The organism is Dolomitihabitans soli (assembly GCF_022213955.1).
Classification (GTDB): Bacteria; Actinomycetota; Actinomycetes; order Streptosporangiales; family Streptosporangiaceae; genus Streptosporangium_A; species Streptosporangium_A soli.
Window position 1 is genome coordinate 207,870 of record NZ_JAKNTW010000007.1, and the last position, 14,390, is coordinate 222,259.

The 14,390-nt window shown below is 72.7% G+C and carries 13 protein-coding genes; 9 read left to right on the forward strand and 4 right to left on the reverse strand.

Annotation, left to right across the window (positions count from 1 at the left end; translation table 11 throughout):
- Positions 1-230: 230 nt before the first annotated feature.
- Both MBA17_RS16485 and MBA17_RS16490 read left to right on the forward strand, forming a co-directional pair.
- Complete coding sequence (locus MBA17_RS16485) at positions 231-1,469, forward strand: FxsB family cyclophane-forming radical SAM/SPASM peptide maturase (protein ID WP_238497351.1); 1,239 nt, start codon at positions 231-233, stop codon at positions 1,467-1,469.
- Entirely contained in the window at positions 1,466-2,737 is a 1,272-nt protein-coding gene (locus tag MBA17_RS16490) for an aKG-HExxH-type peptide beta-hydroxylase (protein ID WP_238497352.1), read from the forward strand. Before MBA17_RS16485 ends, MBA17_RS16490 begins: the two co-directional genes overlap by 4 nt.
- A gap of 76 nt (positions 2,738-2,813) precedes the next feature.
- On the opposite strand, the gene MBA17_RS16495 is transcribed toward MBA17_RS16490, so the two are convergent.
- Positions 2,814-3,161, reverse strand: a complete 348-nt coding sequence (locus tag MBA17_RS16495; protein ID WP_238497353.1) for a hypothetical protein — start codon at positions 3,159-3,161, stop codon at positions 2,814-2,816.
- A 437-nt stretch (positions 3,162-3,598) separates the two neighbouring features.
- Between MBA17_RS16495 and MBA17_RS16500 the strand changes: the two genes are divergently transcribed.
- Both MBA17_RS16500 and MBA17_RS16505 read left to right on the forward strand, forming a co-directional pair.
- A complete protein-coding gene (locus MBA17_RS16500; RefSeq protein ID WP_238497354.1) occupies positions 3,599-5,359 on the forward strand; it encodes a DUF6055 domain-containing protein in 1,761 nt (586 codons plus the stop codon).
- A gap of 220 nt (positions 5,360-5,579) precedes the next feature.
- The gene (locus tag MBA17_RS16505) at positions 5,580-6,527 is read left to right on the forward strand and encodes a hypothetical protein (protein WP_238497355.1); all 948 of its coding nucleotides are present in this window, start codon (positions 5,580-5,582) and stop codon (positions 6,525-6,527) included.
- Between the two features lie 174 nt (positions 6,528-6,701).
- Here the strand turns inward: MBA17_RS16505 and MBA17_RS16510 are convergent, their stop codons facing one another.
- Both MBA17_RS16510 and MBA17_RS16515 read right to left on the reverse strand, forming a co-directional pair.
- Complete coding sequence (locus MBA17_RS16510) at positions 6,702-7,856, reverse strand: acyl-CoA dehydrogenase family protein (protein ID WP_238497356.1); 1,155 nt, start codon at positions 7,854-7,856, stop codon at positions 6,702-6,704.
- Positions 7,857-7,900: 44 nt separating this feature from the next.
- The gene (locus MBA17_RS16515) at positions 7,901-9,007 is read right to left on the reverse strand and encodes a M24 family metallopeptidase (RefSeq protein ID WP_238497357.1); all 1,107 of its coding nucleotides are present in this window, start codon (positions 9,005-9,007) and stop codon (positions 7,901-7,903) included.
- A 173-nt stretch (positions 9,008-9,180) separates the two neighbouring features.
- On the opposite strand from MBA17_RS16515, the gene MBA17_RS16520 reads away from it, so the two are divergent.
- The 4 genes from MBA17_RS16520 to MBA17_RS16535 all read left to right on the forward strand — a co-directional run bounded on the left by MBA17_RS16520 (position 9,181) and on the right by MBA17_RS16535 (position 12,464).
- The gene (locus MBA17_RS16520; RefSeq protein WP_238497358.1) at positions 9,181-10,458 is read left to right on the forward strand and encodes a PP2C family protein-serine/threonine phosphatase; all 1,278 of its coding nucleotides are present in this window, start codon (positions 9,181-9,183) and stop codon (positions 10,456-10,458) included.
- A gap of 50 nt (positions 10,459-10,508) precedes the next feature.
- Positions 10,509-11,417, forward strand: coding sequence for a 5'-3' exonuclease (locus MBA17_RS16525; RefSeq protein ID WP_238497359.1), 909 nt, complete (start codon positions 10,509-10,511; stop codon positions 11,415-11,417).
- A 60-nt stretch (positions 11,418-11,477) separates the two neighbouring features.
- On the forward strand, positions 11,478-11,921 hold the full coding sequence (locus MBA17_RS16530) for a LysE family translocator (protein WP_238497360.1): 444 nt from the start codon (positions 11,478-11,480) through the stop codon (positions 11,919-11,921).
- A gap of 84 nt (positions 11,922-12,005) precedes the next feature.
- A complete protein-coding gene (locus tag MBA17_RS16535) occupies positions 12,006-12,464 on the forward strand; it encodes a PaaI family thioesterase (RefSeq protein ID WP_238497361.1) in 459 nt (152 codons plus the stop codon).
- 62 nt (positions 12,465-12,526) lie between these two features.
- On the opposite strand, the gene MBA17_RS16540 is transcribed toward MBA17_RS16535, so the two are convergent.
- Complete coding sequence (locus MBA17_RS16540; RefSeq protein ID WP_238497362.1) at positions 12,527-12,952, reverse strand: FadR/GntR family transcriptional regulator; 426 nt, start codon at positions 12,950-12,952, stop codon at positions 12,527-12,529.
- Here MBA17_RS16540 and MBA17_RS16545 point away from each other — a divergent pair.
- Positions 12,944-14,371: an RNB domain-containing ribonuclease gene (locus MBA17_RS16545; RefSeq protein ID WP_238497363.1), complete on the forward strand. Its 1,428-nt coding sequence runs from the start codon at positions 12,944-12,946 to the stop codon at positions 14,369-14,371. The two genes, MBA17_RS16540 and MBA17_RS16545, sit on opposite strands and share 9 nt — an antisense overlap.
- Positions 14,372-14,390: the final 19 nt, after the last annotated feature.

Here is a 14,390-nt window from a genome sequence, read left to right on the forward strand (position 1 = left end):
CCGTGTCGGCACTCGCCCGTGTGCCCGCCGCCCACGCCGTGTCCGATCGGCGCCGGCGGGTCGCCTGGCCGCGTGCGAGCACCGGGGCGCGACCACCGTTTACATGATACGAAAGCGCGATCTGTTGACAACCCGTAATCCTCTGGTTTTCGTTGTAGAGCGGATTGCCGCCCTATTTCGGGGAGGACGACGCTTTCCCGGTGTGTGCACGGCTCTTACCAGGAGGGTCCTTGAATATCGGTCATAATCGATCGGACGGGGAAGCCGAACCGGAATGGCCGGACAATCTAGACATCTCAGCCCTGCTGGCGGACGGCTGGCAGCCCTTCCCTTTTCGGGAATTCGTCCTCAAGGTGCACGGCCGGTGCGACCTCGCCTGCGACTACTGCTACGTCTACCGCTTCGCCGACCAGCGCTGGCGTGACCTCCCCCGGGCCATGTCACCCGCGGTGACCGAACTGGCCGCCGCCCGCATCGCCGAGCACGCCCGGCTGCACAGACTGGATCGCGTCCGGGTCGTGCTGCACGGCGGCGAGCCGCTCCTGTGCCCGCCCGACGACCTCGCCCGCACCGTGACCGCGATCCGGCGGGCCGCCGGCGACGGCACCCGAGTCGAGGTGAGCGTCCAGACCAACGGCCTGCGCCTCGGCGACGCCTACCTCGACCGGTTCGACCGGCTCGGCGTCACCGTCGGGATCAGCCTCGACGGCGACGCCGCCACCCATGACCGGCACCGCCGCACCGCGCGGGGCGCCGGCAGCCACACCGCCGTGACCCGCGCGGTGCGGCGGCTGGGCTCCCCCCGCTACCGGCACCTGTACGGCGGGCTGCTGTGCGTGGTCGACCCCCGTTCCGACCCGGCCGCCGTCTACCGGGCGTTGCTCGACCTCGAACCTCCCATGATCGACTTCCTGCTTCCGCACGGGCACTGGTCGAGCCCGCCGCCCGCCCGCCTCGCGGACGACCCGGCCACGCCGTACGCGGACTGGCTGATCACGATCTTCGACCTCTGGTACGGCGCGGCCCGCACGCCCGCGCGCGTGCGGATGTTCGACAACCTCCTGGAGTTGCTGCTCGGCGGCACGTCGGCGGTCCAGGGCGCCGGGCTGGCCCCCGTCCAGACCGTCGTGGTGGAGACCGACGGCGGCATCGAGCAGGGCGACGTCCTGAAGACCTCCCGGGGGAGCGTGCGGCGGAGCCGTCTCAACGTCGCCGCCGATCCGTTCGACCGGGCGCTGCTCCGCCCGCAGATCGTCGCCCAGCAGCTCGGCCCCGCCGCGCTCGCGCCGCCGTGCCGGGCCTGCACGCTGCGCCGTGCCTGCGGCGGAGGGCAGTACGCCCACCGGTACCGGGCAGGCGCCGGCTTCGCCAACGCCTCCGTCTACTGCCCCGACCTCTACCGGCTGATCAGCCATGTCAGGCGGCGGGTGCGGGCCGATCTGGTCGCCCTGAAGGGCGTCGCCCGGTGACCCCGAGCCCGCACACGCTGCCGGCCGGCCTGTTCCGCGACCTGTCCAGAGGAGGCGGCGGCGCCGAGGCCGTCCACGCGCTCGCCGCGGTCGAACGCAGCAAGCACCTGCTGCTCCTGCACGGGCTGATGGCGGAGAGCGCCCGCCTCGGCGGCCCGGCCGCCGAGGCCGCCGAGGTGGGATACGACCACGTCAGGCGGCTCGGCCGCGCCGCGCCACGGGCGGCGGAGCACGTGGTGCGCTACCCGGCCGTCGGCCTGTGGGCGCTCACCACGCTCCGCTCGCTGCGCGCCGGCGACCTGGCGGGCGCCCGGCCCGAACGGATGGCGGCACTCGCGCTCGCCATCTGCGTCCACGCCCGGGAGGACCTCACCCTGACGTTGTTCAGCGAACGTGGCAGGGTCACCGTCCCTTCCGTCGGAGGGCTGTGGCTGCCCGGCGCGCCGGACCGCACCCCCGTCGCCGTCCGGGCCCGCGAGGGTCGGGTCGAGGTCGCCGGGGACGCACCCGGCCGGCGGGCGTGGCGGGGGGTGCGGAGATGGCGGTTCGGCCCCGGGCCGGGGCAGTGGCGGGTCGCCCTCGACGACGTCGATCCCTACCGGTTCCCGCGCGAGGCCGGCCGACGGCCCAGGCTGGACCGGGCCGAACTGGCCAGGCTGCGCGACCGGCTGGACGCGGGCTGGGGCATCCTGGCCGAGGGCCACGCGGAGGCCGCCGAGGAGGTGCGCGCCGCCGTCACCATGCTGACCCCGATCATGCCCAAGGTCTCCGGGGGCGCGAGCGCCAGCGCCGGCGCCGCCTTCGGGTGTGTGGCGCTGTCCACCCCCGGCGACGCGGCGGTGGCGGCCGTGACGCTGGTCCACGAGACCCAGCACCTGAAGCTCAACGCCCTGATGACGATGTTCGACCTGGCCGAGCCCGCACCGGGCGAGCTCTACTACGCCCCGTGGCGGCCCGATCCCCGGCCCTTCACCGCCCTCTTCCACGGCGCGTACGCCCACCTGGGCGTGACCGCCTTCTGGCGACGCAGGCTCGGGCACGATCCGGCGGCCGCCGCCCGGTTCGCCCTCTGGCGGCGGGTGACGCTCGACGCGGTACGCCGGCTGCTGGCCGCCGGCCGCTTCACGCACACGGGACGGCTGTTCGCGCAGGGCATGCTGGAGGTCCTCGAAGACTGGGGCGGCGAACCGGTCCCCGCCGAGGCCCGCTCCTGGGCCAGGGCGACGGCGGAACGGCACCGTGCCCGGTGGCTGGCCCGGCACGCCTGACCACACACCTGGCGTGACGGTGCCGAACTCGGCCCGCACTCTGAAGACGGCCACGGCCCGAGACGAACCCGGAGGCCTACCCGCCACCCGGGCCGTACGGCAGGCTCGCCGCGCCGGTGAGCCTGCCGGCCTCCTGGCGGGCCGCCGCGCCGGTGAGCCTGCCGGCCTCCCAGCGGGCCGCCGCGCCGGTGAGCCTGCCGGCCTCCCAGCGGGCCGCCGCGCCGGTGAGCCTGCCGGCCTCCCAGCGGGCCGCCGCGCCGGTGAGCCTGCCGGCCTCCCAGCGGGCCGCCGCGGAAAGTGCGCGACGGCTGGCAGGCGGCGGCGCCTGCCGTACGGCCCCGGACGTGTAACTTTCAGCCGCGGCGGTGGCGGCCCGCAGGTCGTTGACCGCGATCCTTGCCGGCGGCGAATCGAGTCTTGACATGGGCGGTGGCCCCGCCGACACTCTGGGCCATGTGACATGTCACCTGATCCCGCCGCAGAACGTTAGCGCTAACAATGGCTGCAGAGGTGTCGTCGTTGGTGGTCACGGCCCGGAGCGCGGCTGGAGCAGGTGGCGCGATCACGAGGATCAGGCCGAGGCCGTCTCACCGCCGACCCGCCGCGCCGGTCGCAGGTGACACCGGCCTCCGGCCGCGCCACACACCCGCGACCGTCACAGTCGCCCGATCACCGGAGGAACCCGAATGAGACGACAGTGGGCGGCGACCGCCCCCCTTCCGCTCCTCCCCACGTCACCGGCACCAGCGGCGGGAGCCGGCGACCCGGCCCGCACCGCGCTGCCGGCGCCGTCCCGCACCTCGCCCCCGGGAGGCGTCACGGCGATCAAGGACGACACCCGCAGCCACTTGATGAGGCGTCATGATCGCTAGAATCGTGGCGGTCCTCTGCCTTCTCTGCACGCTGTTCGCGGCGTCTCCCGCGGTCGCGGCCGCCAAGACCGTCTACATCCCGTCGCGCTGGGCGAGCACCGGCGAGGTGCCGTGGGTCAGCGCCCGCACGAAGGAATCCGCCAACTTCATCCTGTTATGGGGCGACCGGTCGGGCACCGACCCCAGGAACGCGCCCTCGCAGTACCGATTCGACCCCGACAACGTGCTCGGCCAGCTGGAGAACCTCTACTCCTTCTACGTGAACACCATGCGGTTCACCCCTGAGACCGGCCTGCTGGCACAGCACAAGATCATCGTGATCATCACCCGGACGTGGTCGAACGCACCGCTCGACGCGTGGGCCACGGGCGGCTCGACCGACGGCAGAGTCGGCGTCATCAACATCGCCCCCGCGGCCGCGCTGCCCGGCTCCTGGGGCCTGGCGCACGAGCTCGGTCACGTGTTCCAGAACTACACCTTCCTCGGCAGACCCGGCTACGGCTTCACCCATCCGAGCTCCGGGACCTTCTGGGAGGCGACCGCCGAGTTCATGGCGATGCAGGTCTATCCACGGACCGCGGCGGGCGACCTCACCCGGTTCATCCGCACGGAGAACCTGGCCTACAGCAGCAGCCGGCACCACTACGGGGCCTGGATGCTGCTGCAGTACATCAAGGACCGCGACGGCCTGGCCATGGTCAACCGGATCTGGAACGAGGCGCGGAACACCGAACACCCGCTGGAGGTCTACCGCCGCGTCGCCGGCATCGACCAGGCGGAGCTCAACCGGCGGCTGGGCGAGTACGCCCAGCGCAACGTCACGTGGGACTACAGCAACCGCGCCGACTTCATGCCGTTCATCAACAGCCTCTATCCCTTCGTCACGGCCTACAACGGGGTGGCGCCGGTACCGGTCAACACCGCGGCCGGCCACTTCCGCATCTCCGACGCCCTGGCTCCCTCCGACTACGGCTACAACAAGATCCGGCTCGTCCCGAGCAGCGACGGCGCCCTCATCCGGATGCGGTTCCGCGGCCATGTCAACGCCGCGGCGCAGTCGGGATGGTCGTACGGGTTCGTCGCGGTGCGGAACGGGACACCCCGGTACAGCGCCATCCACAACTCCTCGAACGGTGAGGTGACCTTCCAGACGCAGCCGGGCGAGAAGGACGTCTACCTCGTGGTCACCGGAGCACCGGGGACCGTGCACAAGTACGCCTTCCTCGAGGGTTACCCGCGCAACCACCGCTACCCCTACCAGTTCCGCCTGCAGGGTGCCACCGCGTGGGGCTTCGAGCCGGGCCACGTACGGCCGGCCGCACCGGGCAACGGTCGCTGGCACTCCAACGGCGGCGGCTGGGTCGACAACCGGGCCAACGTCGCCGCCACCGCCTACGTCGGCCCCAGAGCCGCCGTGTACGGCAACAGCACGGTCAGCGGCAACGCCCGCATCGAAGACCTGGCCTGGGTCAACAGCGGCGCGACCGTCACCGGCAACGCCGTCGTGAAGAACAGCGCCCTGGTCCAGGGCGGGGCCAACCTCAGCGGCAGCGTGGTCATCGGCGGCGACGCCGAACCGTCCACGGCGTGCGGCGCGGGGACGTACCTGATCTTCAACCCCGATCGCCGCTGCGACGGCGGCGCGGGCGAAGCGGACATCAACCCGTCCCACCCGATCTTCAGCGACGCCGACCTCGCCTTCGGCGGCGGCTCCACACCGGTCGCCCTGGCCACGAACACGGCCCCCTAGGAATCCCGGGAAAGGGCGCCCCCTCCAGGGGCGCCCTTTCTCGTCATCCGGCCGTTCACCGCCGGCCGGGCGCCGCCGTGGCGGGCGAGCTCTCAGCACGATCGGCCGTTGACAGCGGGCGACCGCACAACGATCATCAGCGATTGTCGGGCCGATCGCTCCACCGTGGTCACCGATCATCGGTGCCGGGCCCGTGTGGCCGTTTCGAGAAAGGCGTCGTATGGCTCGAACCGCTCCTGTCCCCGCCTCCCCGCCCGATGTTCACCCCGCCGATCTGCCCCGGCGGCGCGGCCTCGTCGTCCTCCTCAGCGTGCTGGCCGGGGCGGTGATCGCCGCGCTGTGGTCCTTCGAGTTCGTCGACGGTGTGATCGGTGACAACGTCGCCAACACGCTGCTCGGCCGGGACGCCAAGGAGACGGAGATCGGCGGCCTGATCGCGGGGACCGTCTTCGCGTTCGTCTCGGGCCTGGCCGGCACCTTCACCGCGTGCAACATCGCCGCGTTCGGCGCGATCGCGCCGATGGCCGGCACGAAGGGCGGCGTCCGCGCCGGCGGGATCAGGGCGACCCTGCGGCCCCTCGGCTGGCTCGCGCTCGGCATGATCGTGGTGTCCGGAGTCTACGGCGCCGTCGGCGCCCTGCTCGGCGAACGGCTGCCCCAGCTCTCCACCGCGACCGGCGCGGGTCTGTCCCCGCGGCTGATCCAGGCGTCGATCGTCTTCGGCGTGATCGGGCTGGCCTTCGTCTACCTCGGCCTGGCCGCGCTGCGGGTGGTGCCCGACCCCTTCGCCCGCCTGTCGCGCCGGCTGCCGCACGCCCGCCTGGTCGTCCTCGGCGCGCTGATCGGCGGGTTCCTCGTCGGCCGGCCGTTCCCGCTGTTCCGCAAGCTGTTCGAGTACGCCGCCCAGACCCACAACCCGTTCTACGGCGGCGCCGTCTTCATCCTGCAGTCGATCGGCAACATCACGCTGGTGGCGCTGCTCTTCCTCGTCCTCATCCACGCGACCGGAGGCCGGTTCACCCGCTGGATGACCGCCACGCCGTCCCGGGTCACGACGATCACGGCCGTGGCCTTCCTGGTCGTCGGCGCCTTCACCTTCCTCTACTGGGACCTGCGGCTGCCCGCCCGCTTCGGCTACGGCTGGTTCCCCACCGCGCCCTGGCAGTGACCGCACCGCACGCCGCGGCGTTCCCGGCCGATCCCCGAAAGAACGGAGACCGGCCGGGAACGACCGGCAGGCGGATCGATCACGCTGCCGCCCGCCCGCCGACGTGCGGAGATCTCACGCCGGATCGGGCTTGGTGACGGGGTCTCACGCCGGATCGGGCTTGGTGACGGGGTCTCACGCCGGGTCGGGCTTGGTGACGGCGCGGCCGATCACCAGCCGCTGGATCTGGTTGGTGCCCTCGACGATCTGCAGCACCTTGGCCTCCCGCATGTACCTCTCCACCGGGAAGTCCTCCACGTAGCCGTACCCGCCGAGCACCTGGACCGCGTCCGTGGTGACCCGCATGCACATGTCGGTGGCGAACAGCTTGGCCATCGCCGCCTTCGTCCCGTACGGCAGGCCCGCGTCACGCATCCGGGCGGCGTCGAGGTAGAGGGCACGGGCGGCGGCGATCTGGGTGGCCATGTCGGCGAGCATGAAGCTCATCCCCTGGAAGTCGGCGATCCTGGACCCGAACTGCCGCCGCTCCCCCGCATAGCCGACGGCCACGTCGAACGCGGCCTGGGCCACGCCGACCGCGCACGCGGCGATGCCGAGCCTGCCGCCGTCGAGGGCGGCCATCGCGATCCTGAACCCCTCGCCGCGCTCGCCGACCAGCGCCTCGGGCGGCAGCCGTACGCCGTCGAACCTGACCTGGGCGGTCGGCGAGGAGCGCATCCCCATCTTCCGCTCGGGGACGCCGGCCGAGAGGCCCGCCGCCCCGGCGGGCACGTGCAGGCACGAGACGCCTCTCGCGCCGTCGTCCGCGGTGCGCGCCATCAGGGTGTAGAAGTCGGCGACCCCGCCGTGGGTGATCCACGCCTTCACCCCGTCCACCAGGAAACCGCCGGAGTCCTCCGCGGCCCTGGTGGAGAGCGCCGCGGCGTCGGAGCCCGACTGCGGCTCGGACAGGCAGTACGCGCCGAGCAGGTCGCCGCCGAGCATGCCGGGCAGCAGTTCCTCCCGCTGCTCCGGCGTGCCGTACGCGGCCACCGGGAAGCAGGACAGGGTGTGCACCGAGACGCCCAGTCCCACGGCCAGCCAGGCCCCGGCCAGCTCCTCGACGACCTGAAGGTAGACCTCCTGCGGCTGCGCCGCGCCGCCGTACTCCTGCGGGTAGGGCAGGCCGAGCAGGCCGGCCGCCCCGAGGGTCCTGAAGACCTCGCGGGGGAAGCGCCCGGCCGACTCCTCGCCCGCCGCCCGTGGTGCGACCTCCTTGGCGGTCAGTTCCCCGACCAGCCCCATCAGCTCCCGCGCCTCGTCCGAGGGCAACATCCGGTCAACCGTCATGCGGCAATCCTCCCACTCGGCGGCGTCTGGCGGGCGGCCCGAGGTCAGACGACGATCAGCTCGCGCGGCCGGTCGTTGACGCGCCGGCCGCCGTCCTCGGTGCAGATGACGATGTCCTCGATGCGGGCGCCGTGGTCACCGGGGAAGTAGATGCCGGGCTCGACGGAGAAGGCGAAACCGGGCGCGAGGGGCTCGGTGTTGCCGGCCACGATGTAGGGCTCCTCGTGGGTCTCCAGGCCGATGCCGTGGCCGGTGCGGTGGATGAAGCGCTCGCCGTAACCCGCCTCGGTGATCACCTCGCGCGCGGCGGCGTCCACCGACTCGCACGTGACGCCCGGCCGTACGGCGGCGCACGCGGCCTCCTGGGCACGGCGCAGCACCTCGTAGTAGGCGGCGAACGCCGGCGGCGGCTCGCCGACGGAGTAGACGCGGGTGGAGTCGGAGCAGTAGCCGCTCGGCATCTGGCCGCCGATGTCGACGACGACGGGATCCCCCGGCTGGATGACGCGCTCGGACAGCTCGTGGTGCGGGCTGGCGCCGTTGGGCCCCGACCCGACGATGACGAAGTCGACGGTACGGTGACCGGCCGCGATGATCGCGTCGGCGATGTCCCTGCCGACCTCCCGCTCGGTACGGCCCGCACGCAGCAGATCGGGCACCTGGGCGTGCACGGCGTCGATCGCGGCTCCCGCCTCGCGCAACGCGGCGACCTCGGCGGCGCTCTTGCGTATCCGCAACCCTCGCAGCACCCGGCCGGCGAGCACCTGCCCGGCGGCGGGCAGCGCGTCGCGGAAACGGAGCGAGGCCATCGCCCACATGCGGTCGGCCAGCCCCACGGTCGCGACCTGGCCCAGCCGCTTGGCGACGTGGGCGTAGGGGTCGTCCGTCTCGTCCCACGGCACGAACTCGATGCCGAGCCGCGACGCGGGCGAGTGCTCCGCGGCGGCCAGCTCCAACCGGGGGACCATCAGGAAGGCGTCGCCCGCGGCGGGCACCACCAGGCAGGTGAGCCGTTCCAGCGGCAGCGCCTCGTAGCCGGTGACATAGCGCAGGTCGGGTCCGGGGGTGAGCAGCAGGGCGTCGAGCCCGGCGGCGGCGGTCGCCTCGCGGACGGCGGCCAGGCGGTTCACGGGATACAGGTCAGAGGTCACGGGGCCAATCTACGGGCTGCCGCCGGAGTGGGCAGGGAAACGTTCCCCGGTCCGGCGGTCACGGGTTCCCGAAAAGGCTCTCCCACACACTCACGACACCGCTACACTCCGTTTCAGGTCAATCACATGCCGTTGTGCATATGCCCCAAATATCCCATTCGAGAGCGAGAACCATGGTCGTCCTGGACCAATCGCCCTTCCCCTCGCCGAACGATCCCGCGCACGACCCGTTGACCGACGCTCCTCCCGACACGACCTACGCCGCCGAGATGGTCCGGCGGCTGACCCACGGCCCCGACCGGCGCGCCGACCCGGGACGGGCCTTCGACCTGCTCGCCCACGCCCAGCGGCTGGGCGACATGGGATGGGCGGAGTGGGACCTGCGCACCGGTGAGGCGTTCTGGTCGGACCAGGTCTACGTCATCTTCGGCCGCTCGCCCGCCCAGGGCCCGATCGCGCTGCCCGAACTGCCCGCCCACGTCGAGCCCGGCGACCTGCCTGTGCTCGACCACCTGCTCGGGCGCGTCCCCCAGGGCGACGATCCGGTGAACGCCGAGTTCCGGGTCCGCCGCGACGGCGAGATCCGGCACGTCCGCGCCGTGCTCGAACCCGTCGCGGACGAGCTGGGAGCGGTCGGCATGCACGGGCTGATCCAGGACATCACCGACCGCCGCCGGGCCGAGCACATCATGTCGGAGTCGCGCAGGCAGCTGCTGGAGGTCCGCGAGCAGGCCGCCGAGGAGCACCACGTCACGGTGGCCCTGCGCGACGCCATCCTGCCGGAGCCCGGCACCGCGGCCGAGCTGCCGCGCACCCGTATCGCGGTGCGGCACGTGCCCGCCGAGAAGCTGGCCAGCCTCGGCGGCGACTGGTACGAAGCGGCTCCGCTGCCCGGCGGCCGGGTGCTGCTGGCCATCGGCGACGTGGCGGGGCACGGCCTGGAGGCGATCGCCCAGATGACCCAACTCCGGCACGCCCTGCTCGGCCTGTCGATGACCGGCGAGCCCGCCGACCGCCTGCTCGCCTGGCTCAACGACCTGGTGCTGCACCGCCTCGACGGCACCACCGCGACCGCCGTGGTCGGTCATCTCGACCCGGTGACCGGCGAGTTCGCCTGGAGCCAGGCCGGGCACCTGCCGCCGATCCTGGTCCGCGACGGCCTGGCCCGCCGGCTCGACCCGCCCGAGGGGGTGCTGCTCGGCGCCGGCGAGTGGCCCTACGGCCTGGCGACCCTCACCCTGCGTGCCGACGACCTGCTCCTGCTGTTCACCGACGGCCTGGTCGAGCGCCGGCACCGCGACATCGACGAGGGCCTGGCCATGACCCTGGCGGCCGCCGGCGACCTCGGCCCCGACAGTCTCGAAACGGGCCTCGACCGCCTCCTGGAGGCGATCGGCGGCCCCAACCCGGAAGACGACACCTGCCTGCTCGCGGTGCGCATGGGCGCGTGACCCGTGGATGACGGACCTGCCGGGCCGCGCGGTCTGCCAGGATGGGTCACATGCCAGGCCTGATGCTTCTCGACACCGCCTCGCTCTACTTCCGCGCCTACTACGGCGTACCCGAGTCGATGACCGCCCCCGACGGCATGCCGGTCAACGCCGTGCGCGGGCTGGTCGACATGATCGCCACACTGGTCCGCACCCACTCCCCCGACGAGTTGGTCGCCTGCATGGACGCCGACTGGCGCCCGGCCTTCCGGGTGGCCGCGCTGCCCAGCTACAAGGCGCACCGGGTGGCCCACGGCCATGAGGAGGAGGTGCCCGACACGCTGGTCCCCCAGGTGCCGATCATCGAGCAGGTGCTCGACGCGGTGGGCATCGCCAGGGTCGGCGTCGCGGGCTACGAGGCCGACGACGTCATCGGCACCTTCGCGGCGCACGCGAGCGGCCCGGTCGACATCGTGACCGGAGACCGGGACCTGTTCCAGCTCGTGGACGACGCACGCCGGGCCCGCGTCCTTTACACAGTAAGGGGAATCCGCAACATCCAGATCGTCGACGAGGCGGCGGTGACCGCCAAGTACGGCATCCCCGGCCGTGCCTACGCCGACTTCGCCACGCTGCGCGGCGACCCGAGCGACGGCCTGCCCGGAGTGTCCGGGGTCGGCGACAAGACCGCCGCCGCGCTGATCACCAGGTTCGGCACCCTCGACGCCCTGCTCACCGCCCTCGACGCCGGCCAGACCGACGGCTTCCCCGCGGGCAGTCGCAACAAGCTCGCCGCGGCCCGCGACTACCTGTCGGTCGCCCCCACCGTCGTGCAGGTCGCCCTCGACGCGCCGTTGCCGGCCCACGACCCCACCATCCCCGCCAAACCCCGCGACCCCGCCGCTCTCGTCGCCCTCGCCGACCGCTACGGTCTGGACAACCCCCTCAACCGCCTGCTCGAAGTCCTGTCCACCCGCTAGCCGCCGGCACCGGCGTCGCCTGTCATCACCGACGATCGACACGGGGAGCCCGGCGTCGGCGTGGCCACCTTGGTGGCCCGCTCGCCGCTGGTGATGACCGCGCTGACCGTGGCGGGCGCGGCCTATCTGGTGTGGCTGGGGATCAGCACGCTCGCTCGACCCTCGGCTCCGCGAGCCGGCGCGGAGCCGGCCGCCGACTCGTGGATGCGGCAGTTGGTGAAAGGCGCGGGGATCAGCGGGCTCAACCCCAAGGTGTTCCTGCTGTTCTTGGCGCTGCTGCCGCAGTTCGCCGACCCGGACGCGGCGTGCCCGGTCGCGGTGCAGATCGCGGTGCTGGGGCTGGTTCACGTGGCCAGTTGCGCCGTGGTCTACACAGGAGTGGGCGCAGGGGCCCGGCGAGTGCTGCGAGCGCATCCCGCGGCGGCACGGATGGTGAGCCGCATCTCCGGCGCCGCGATGGTGACGATCGGTGTGCTGCTGCTGGTAGAGCAGGCGGTCGGTTAACCGCGCACCCCAGCAGGGGAGCCTGGAGATGTCGCCAGGGGAGCGGAATGTCCTGGTACCGGCAGTGAGCACGATAGAGGACACATGAAAGAAGAGACACAGCCCGAACAGGTGACCGCCGAGATCGAGGCCCGCATCCGTGCCAGCTTCGAACGCCAGGGACTGATGCGCCACCTCGGCGCCCGCCTGTCGGAGATCAGAGCGGGACACGTTCAGATCGTTCTGCCCAGCAGGCCGGAAGTCACCCAGCAGCACGGCTACATCCACGCGGGAGCCACCAGCGCCATCGCCGACAGCGCAGGCGGCTACGCGGCACTCACCCTGTTCCCGGGGACGGCAGAGGTGCTGACTGTCGAGTACAAGATCAACCTCCTTGCACCCGCCGCAGGTGATCACCTTGAGGCCGTAGGGACGGTCGTCAAGGCAGGGCGAACCCTCACGGTGTGCCGGCTCGACGTCTTCGGCGTCGCCGACGCTCAGCGCGACCTCATCGCGACCGGCCAGCAGACGCTGATCTGCCTGCCTGGAGGACCCGGACAGTGACCGCCCGCGCTGCGCGGCGATCCGCCGCCCGGCCCAGGTGAAGCGAGGTCCGCCAGGTCGTGCTAGGGGTTGGTGACCAGCGAGGACCACACGGTGAAATGCCGGTTCATTGCCGTACGGGCGCCGTCGGCGTCGCGTTCGCCGATCGCCTCGACGATGCCGTAATGCACGGTGTCGAAGACCCGGCTCTGCCCCGGCGCGGACGCGGGACGTTCGATGGCGAGCCGGCGGCGCTCGACGATCTCGCTGCGCAACGCGTGACTCAGCCCGTCGTACAGGTCCGTGAAGATCGGGTTGTCGACGATGACGAACAGCCGGCGGTGGAACTCCAGGTCGGCCTCGGCCGACCGCTGGTCGTCGCCCTGCCCGCTGGCCTGCACCATCTCGTCGAGCGGCCGGCGCAAGTCGTCGACGTCGTCGGCTGTGGCCCGCCGGGCGGCCGCCTCGGCGACTGGTCTGGCGACCGATAGGTTGAGCGGGTGCCGCACACAACCATCCGCGTTCCCGGAGACCTCGATCCCCGGCTGATCGACGGGTTCGAGCGGATCGGGCAGGAGTTCGACCTGCCGGGACCGTTCCCCGAGGCGGCGCTGGCGGAGGCCGCCCGGATGGCCGCGGGGCCCCTCTCACCGCGCGAGGACCGGACCGACCTGCCGCTCGTCACCATCGACCCACCGGGTTCGCTGGACCTCGACCAGGCCATGCACCTCGAGCGCCGGCCGGACGGCTACCGGGTGTGGTACGCCATCGCCGACGTGGGCGCGTTCGTGCGACCCGGCGGGGCGATCGACGCCGAGGCCCGGCGCCGGGGCGAGACGATCTACATGCCGGGCGGCCGGGTGCCGCTGCACCCCACGATCCTGTCCGAAGGCGCGGCCAGCCTGCTGCCGGGCGAGACCAGGCCCGCCGCCCTGTGGCGCGTCGACCTCGACGAGGAGGGCGGCATCGCCGGGGTCGACGTGACAAGAGCCCTGGTGCGCAGCCGTGAACGGCTCGACCACGACTACGCGCAGGCGGCCGTCGACACCGGCACCGCCCACGGCACGCTGCGGCTGCTGCCCGTGATCGGCGAACTGCGCCTCGCCCTGGAACGTGAGCGCGGCGGCGTCACGCTGCCCATCCCCGAGCAGGAGATCGTCCCCGGCGCGGACGGCCACCAGGTCGAATATCGCACCCCGTTGCCCGTCGAGGCGTGGAACGCGCAGATCTCGCTGCTCACCGGGATGGCGGCGGCCACGCTGATGCTCGACGCGGAGATCGGCGTGCTGCGGGTGCTGCCGCCCGCCTCCCAGCAGAGGATCGAACGAGTCCGCCGGGTCGCCGCGGCCCTCGGCGTTCCCTGGCCGACGGGCGCGGGGTACGGCGAGGTCGTGCACGCCCTCGACCCGAAGCTCCCCGCCCACGCCGCGTTCCTGCACGAGTCGACGGTGCTGCTGCGCGGCGCGGGCTACACCGCCTTCGACGGCGCGCCGCCCTCCCTCGCCGTGCACGCCGCCGTCGGCGGGCCGTACGCGCACGTCACCGCGCCGCTGCGGCGCCTGGCCGACAGATACGCCACGGAGGTGTGCCTGGCCGTGGCGGCGGGCGAGCCGGTGCCCGACCCCGTCCACGACGCGCTCGCCGGGCTCCCCGAGGCGATGGCCGTCACCGGCCGCCGGGCGAACGCGGTCGAACGGGCCTGCGTCGACCTGGTCGAGGCGTTCGTGCTGCGCCGCCGGATCGGCCACGACTTCGACGCGGTCGTGATCGACGCGCACGAGCACGACGGAGGCGGGCAGGTCCAGCTCGCCGAGCCCGCCGTGATCGCGCACTGCGCAGGCGACCGGCTCCCCCTGGGCGAACAGGTCAGGGTACGGCTGGCGAAAGCGGACCCGGCCACCCGCGAGGTCCGCTTCACCCTCGCCTGAGCCAGGTCCGCCGCCCCCT

What these genes read in the sequence shown, in the direction of transcription:
- MBA17_RS16495 (WP_238497353.1), bottom strand. Translation starts at nt 3,161, where the DNA reads ATGTCAAGACTCGATTCGCCGCCGGCAAGGATCGCGGTCAACGACCTG.
- MBA17_RS16500 (WP_238497354.1), top strand. Translation starts at nt 3,599, where the DNA reads ATGATCGCTAGAATCGTGGCGGTCCTCTGCCTTCTCTGCACGCTGTTC.
- MBA17_RS16505 (WP_238497355.1), top strand. Translation starts at nt 5,580, where the DNA reads ATGGCTCGAACCGCTCCTGTCCCCGCCTCCCCGCCCGATGTTCACCCC.
- MBA17_RS16510 (WP_238497356.1), bottom strand. Translation starts at nt 7,856, where the DNA reads ATGACGGTTGACCGGATGTTGCCCTCGGACGAGGCGCGGGAGCTGATG.
- MBA17_RS16520 (WP_238497358.1), top strand. Translation starts at nt 9,181, where the DNA reads ATGGTCGTCCTGGACCAATCGCCCTTCCCCTCGCCGAACGATCCCGCG.
- MBA17_RS16525 (WP_238497359.1), top strand. Translation starts at nt 10,509, where the DNA reads ATGCCAGGCCTGATGCTTCTCGACACCGCCTCGCTCTACTTCCGCGCC.
- MBA17_RS16535 (WP_238497361.1), top strand. Translation starts at nt 12,006, where the DNA reads ATGAAAGAAGAGACACAGCCCGAACAGGTGACCGCCGAGATCGAGGCC.